The sequence below is a fragment of the Armatimonas sp. genome, from assembly GCF_043760365.1.
In the GTDB taxonomy this organism is placed as follows: domain Bacteria; phylum Armatimonadota; class Armatimonadia; order Armatimonadales; family Armatimonadaceae; genus Armatimonas.
Window position 1 is genome coordinate 1 of the sequence record NZ_JAYUPA010000622.1, and the last position, 4,228, is coordinate 4,228.

The following is a 4,228-nucleotide window of genomic DNA, read 5'->3' on the forward strand; positions in this document are numbered from 1 at the left end:
ATTATTGATTGGTACTATTATTTTTTGTTGGTCGTTTGGTTGTTGTGCAGATTCACCGTCATTAAGATTAGGTATAAGTATACGCTTGGCCTCTTCTACCTTCTTCTTGGCTTCTTCTTTTGCTTTTTGGCGGAGTTCTCGAATCGATGTCTGAAGGTTGCTTTCGTCGGCGCGACCACAGAAATCATTGAATTTTTTTCTGAAGATGAAAGCATCGTACTTGACTTGGATTTTGCCGCTATACCAAATATCCACAGTGAGGGCCGTGGGAACGAGGGTGATGCAGAGGGAAAGGGCGACAACTGTTTTGTCAATAAGAGAGTTGGTACGCAAGCGCCACAGACCAGGGACAAATAATGCGGCAAGGGTAGCGATGAGGAATGAAAGCACAAAAGCCATTTTGAGTTCGGTGATGTCCCTTGCATTGACCACCACAAGGTAGAAGGTCAGGCAGAAAACCAGAACCCACACTACTACTGGGAAGAACTCTACGAGACTGGGCTTGAACCTGTTCTTTGTCTTCGTGATCACCTCTCCCTGCGTGGCAACTGTCTCTACTGGTAAAGGGGCGGCGATAGGCTTTTGCTTGCGAATTTCTCGCAAACACCGAATATGGTAGGGTTGTCCATTTGAGCCAAAGCACCCTTCGGATGTGTCGCCGATGCTCTTGTGGCAGTGAACGCATACTACGTTCTCGGTCGTGTCCCGAAGGTCTGATTTCGTGGTGTAAGTAGTGTCCGCGCGGGGAGACACCATGCCTTGGCCTTGACTCGTCTCGTAGGCTGTGCGTAGGGCAGGATCATTTAGAGTGTCATAGGCGGCTTGAATGCTTCGGAAAAGCGTGGTCGCCGTCTCTCGTAGACCCTCCTCAACCCTGTCGGGGTGATACTGCCGGACTAGTAGCCGGTACTGAGAGCGAATCTCCTCCGGGGTGGCATCGGGCTTGACCCCTAGAACCTCATACGGCGTTTGATTTGGCATAGTCTTACTTTGAGGACATGCGGCTAAAGTGTCCTTCTATGTCAATAATCATGTAAACTGACTCCCCCAAAAAACGCATTAGGATAGCCATAAACTTGGTAGCGATGAAATTGAAGACGCCAAATAACAAAGCCACCAGTATCGCCAAAACAACTGAAGTGCCCCACAATCCCAACAATAGCGTGAGGCCCCCGATAAGCGTCAGGGCGTATCCCATAAACTCTACCACATCGGCTAGAGAGAGAAGCGATTGCGCCACTTTCATGATCGCTGGGTACTTCTCCGCAACCGCTAGAGAACTCCGCTGTGGCGGTGTTGGCAATGGGCCATTTGAGAGTTCTAACATGGTCGGTTGCTCGGTAGAACAAAAACCACAGAAGCGTGCGTCATCGGGTAGCCTGGCAGCACATTTCAAACACGTTTTCATTTAGATTGCCTTTCCGCACATCATACAAAACAAGGTTCCTACTTCCTGTTCATTTCCACAGAAACGGCAGTTCGTGAACTTCACCGTTGACACCGTGGATGAGACTAGAAGAAGTTCACCTGACGCCCCCGTTGGGAGCGTAGCTGGAGGGGCTGAACGCACTCGCATCGGTTCTCTTTGCCCAATGGTATGCACTGTAACAGGAGGACGCTCAATGAGTGTCGCGTTGATGTTGCGCGCCCAGTTCACTACGCCCACCGGAGGAAAATCACCCATAGCCATGTCTGAGACCACCTCAGTGACGCCTGATAGCAGCCGGATCACTGCGCTCACTCGGTTAATCCCGGAGGTACGTAAGTGATACGAGGATATCTGGTGTAAGGGGAAGCACCACCTCTTTCCCTTGGCATCCTTCATCGCAAGCCTGAAGTTGGTGAGGGCGTGCACTCCTTCTTTGTGAGCCACAAGTCCTTCGTGTGGCTCAAGAACCTCCCCTTTATCGAGGAGCAGACTCAAGGCATCACTGATTGCATCGGCGAACATCTTAGCGTTGGTAAGAAACCCAGCGGTCCAAACCTCGTTGGGAACATAAGAGAGACTGAAGAGCAATAGAGTGGCAGTTTTGAGTTTGGCGAGACCAGTGGCGATCAACTTTTGCATCACCATACTCTGGTACTCAAGGCCCGATATCAAGTGGCGATAGAACGTTTGACTGATATAGCATTCATTGTCGGCATCCATGAGGTGCGCACCTTCGATGCAGCGTATGCCTGCCCCGACGGCTGCGACCGCTTTCTCATGGTTGTATGCATCTTTGCTGTAAAGGATTGCCAAGATCAGTAACCCAATTGAGTGGATCTTTCGCGCTTCGATATCGTCCAGCTTTGCGGACAGTTCAAGTATCTCCATCATGCGGTTGATGTGCTCGCGCAGAATCTCATATCCCACAAATTTGTAGGTGGGAGCCTGAATCTTCCGATAGAGCATGTCCATTGAGCATTGAGCTGTCAGGAAACTCAGCGAGGCCAACTTAGGTTTATCCTGCTCCATGGACGCATCAGCCATCTGCAGGGTCAAGAAGATCAATCTCAATGTGATGCTCGCGTTGGCTTGGTGCATGAGAACGGCTGAGAGAACATCCCGCAGGGAGTTGGTCTCGCAGTGGATAGATTGGTATATTAATGCTGCTTGGAAGAGCTGGAAGTCATGAATAGAGCCTTTGAGAAGGCTATCAAAGACTGAACTTAGCACCGCCACCTCAACTAGAGGAGTGGCAAGATTACGCTCCGCCTCCGAGAGATCACCAGATTGAATACTGCCTCGGATTATCTTAAGGGGATCCTCAAGTGCTGAGTGACCTAGAACCTCGACAAAGCGTTGTTTTATAAACAGATCCTTGATGTCGGGCTGAATCGTGGCACATCGGGACTCAGTGACGAACTGCTTAAGAATTGCCTCCAGGTAGCTCTGCTGGAGATTACGGTTGCCAGCCAAGACCACACTTGTCTTTATACAAACAAAGGCAGTGAGGTAGTCTGCCAAGGACAGTGACAGTGCGTAGACCACAGCTTCTGGAAGGGCATGAAGCTTAAAGAGCGCGATATCTAGCCCGGAGAGATGTCTACAGATCTTCTCTGCAAGGACTGGTGTCATCGGCTTAATGTTGGCGATCAGGGTCAACCAGTCGCGGTGTGTCAGCTCTGGGCCTTTTTCCGCGAGAGATGACACTACCTCCTCTGGCTTAAGTGCCCCATGAGAACCTAAGCGGGTTGATAGGGATGTTAATGCCTCCGACGAGTCCGTTGAACTGGGAAGGGTATAGCGCACGAACTGCACATTTCCTGCGGGCTGTGGGTGCGCCGCGTGGCGCAGGCCAGCTCCTTCGATGAGGATGTCCAGGCGTCGCTTGGACTTCTCCGGATGGATGGCCCCTAGGAGAGAAGGGATGGGGGATAAGGCATCCCTCTCTGCCACAGTAGCGTAGGCTAGAATGTTGACCGTTTTCTTCTTCGCTCGTCGGTAGATTGTAGATTGTTCGTAGAGATGCAGTACATTGAGGTGGAATGTTACTGTTATCTCAACAGGTTTTGGCTCCCGGTACTGGCGAAGCACATCGGCTTTGATATCGAACTCTGCTTCATGGTAGATCGGCGAATCGATAGTGACCCTGCCTTCCCAAAGAGTATAGTGCTCATTCGTGAACCCATCATGCATAGCCAGTTTTGCCAGTCTTGGCTCGACAGGAATCTTGACTCGAATGGCCACTGAGTTACTTGTTCTCATTGAACTGGAATAACTGATGAGGCAAATGTTTTTCATGGGTTACCGAATCTACGGACTAGTATACCTCTTCGAAAAGTCAGGTCAGCTAATGGTATGCTGGATTGTGTAGTTGATCAAACTGAAAGACGACGACTTCAAACGTCTCGTAGGAGGACGAAAAGATACCTATCCATGGAGCCACAAATTGAAATCGGCGGCTCGTAGCGGGAGAGGCTATAATAGGTTCAGTTTAGCTGATGGACATCAAGCCAATTCACAACGACACGATCTACCGCGACACGCTCACCGAGATTGAAGGGCTCTTCGATGCCACGCCTGGCACTCCCGAAGGAGATCGCTTAGAGGTTTTGGTTCTGCCGTCCGATCCGGTGGATACGATTAAGCACGGGACGGCCTAGCCGTCGTGTATGCTTCCTTGGTTGTGAATGTCGAAGCTCCTGGTATCAAGCAGCCGCTGACCTACCGGGTTCCTGAGGAGCTGGACGAGCTGACGGTGGGGGACTGCGTGGTCGTGCCCTTTGGGCGGCAGGAGGCAAT

The 4,228-nt window shown here is 50.8% G+C and carries 5 protein-coding genes; 2 read left to right on the forward strand and 3 right to left on the reverse strand.

The features are described from left to right. The 3 genes from ACH2EH_RS14185 to ACH2EH_RS14195 form a co-directional block, all read right to left on the reverse strand. Positions 1 to 981 (reverse strand): J domain-containing protein (locus ACH2EH_RS14185; RefSeq protein ID WP_395142697.1); only part of this gene is annotated, 981 nt, incomplete at its 3' end. 4 nt (positions 982 to 985) lie between these two features. Continuing rightward, positions 986 to 1,246 (reverse strand): hypothetical protein, encoded by a 261-nt coding sequence (locus tag ACH2EH_RS14190; protein WP_395142698.1) that lies wholly within the window; start codon positions 1,244 to 1,246, stop codon positions 986 to 988. A gap of 162 nt (positions 1,247 to 1,408) precedes the next feature. Beyond that, the gene (locus ACH2EH_RS14195) at positions 1,409 to 3,673 is read right to left on the reverse strand and encodes a hypothetical protein (protein ID WP_395142699.1); all 2,265 of its coding nucleotides are present in this window, start codon (positions 3,671 to 3,673) and stop codon (positions 1,409 to 1,411) included. Positions 3,674 to 3,927: 254 nt separating this feature from the next. Between ACH2EH_RS14195 and ACH2EH_RS14200 the strand changes: the two genes are divergently transcribed. Continuing rightward, positions 3,928 to 4,089, forward strand: coding sequence for a hypothetical protein (locus tag ACH2EH_RS14200; protein ID WP_395142700.1), 162 nt, complete (start codon positions 3,928 to 3,930; stop codon positions 4,087 to 4,089). 23 nt (positions 4,090 to 4,112) lie between these two features. Next, positions 4,113 to 4,228: hypothetical protein (locus ACH2EH_RS14205; RefSeq protein ID WP_395142701.1), on the forward strand; the 116-nt coding region annotated here is incomplete at its 3' end.

Bases quoted from the DNA above. Each gene is read 5' to 3' on its own strand.
- ACH2EH_RS14200 (WP_395142700.1), top strand. From the start codon at position 3,928: ATGGACATCAAGCCAATTCACAACGACACGATCTACCGCGACACGCTC.
- ACH2EH_RS14190 (WP_395142698.1), bottom strand. From the start codon at position 1,246: ATGAAAGTGGCGCAATCGCTTCTCTCTCTAGCCGATGTGGTAGAGTTT.